This window comes from Pseudomonas sp. SIMBA_067 (assembly GCF_046534675.1).
Taxonomy (GTDB): Bacteria; Pseudomonadota; Gammaproteobacteria; order Pseudomonadales; family Pseudomonadaceae; genus Aquipseudomonas; species Aquipseudomonas putida.
The window spans coordinates 1-230 of record NZ_JAWRYH010001491.1 but is presented as its reverse complement, the minus strand read 5'-3'; the positions used below and the strand labels follow the sequence as shown (position 1 = coordinate 230).

The 230-nt window shown below is 63.0% G+C and carries 1 protein-coding gene; it reads left to right on the top strand.

What is annotated here, in order from left to right; translation table 11 throughout:
- On the top strand, positions 1-230 hold a 230-nt coding region (locus SB765_RS34405), incomplete at both ends, for a PAS domain-containing protein (RefSeq protein WP_410933128.1).

The window sequence follows — 230 nt, the reverse complement described above, 5'->3', positions numbered from 1 at the left end:
CCAGCAGATCACCCACGCTGACGACCTGGCGCAGAACCTGCAACTGCTGCAGCGCATGCTGGCCGGTGAGACCGAGCGTTACGAGGTAGAAAAACGCGTGCGCCACAAGAACGGCGAGTACATCTGGGTGCGCGCCCGCACCTCGTTGCAGCGCCATGCCAATGGCGAGCCTGAACACCTGATCAGCGTGTTCGAGGACATCAGCGCCGAGCGCCAGGAACATGAACGGC